General features: G+C 43.8%; 1 pseudogene. It reads left to right on the top strand.

The window, feature by feature from the left end:
- Positions 1 to 550, top strand: a pseudogene (locus MMY95_RS15670) (IS5 family transposase); the annotation flags it as partial.
- Positions 551 to 559 lie beyond the last annotated feature (9 nt).

Here is a 559-nt window from a genome sequence, read left to right on the forward strand (position 1 = left end):
ATTCTTTATTGGAACAAGTTTTAAAAAAATTGTCATTGCTCGGCGAACTTACCAAGGACGTTCAGCTTTAACTTCCTTTATTATCGTTGACGCTCAGAGCGTCAAAAACACCGCTACTGCTGAAAACAAAGGTTACGACGCTGGTAAGAAAATCTCGGGGATTAAGCGCCATCTGGCAGTTGATATCAATGGCTTTCCGCAGGCCATTCACATGACGCGAGCGAACGTCTCTGATCGAGACGGGGCCAGTGCAATGATCGCTTTACATGCCATGCATTTACGCCAGGTTCAAAATGTCTTAGTTGATGGTGGTTATTCAGGCGTTAATTTTCAGCTCGATGTAGCCAGTAATTTAAACGCAACCGTGCAGGTTGCGAAGCGCAATGAGTTGCATCGATTCGAAGTCATGCCCCAACGTTGGGTAGTCGAACTATCTTTTAGTTGGCTAGAGAATTGTCGGCGACTTTGGAAAAATTGTGAGCGTCAATTAACCACCAGTCTGCAAATGGTCGTTTTAGCGTTTTTAGCACTATTACTTAAGAGATTTTAGACAGCTTCT

Source organism: Lactiplantibacillus sp. ME-2 (assembly GCF_022549155.1).
Lineage (GTDB): Bacteria > Bacillota > Bacilli > Lactobacillales > Lactobacillaceae > Lactiplantibacillus > Lactiplantibacillus plantarum.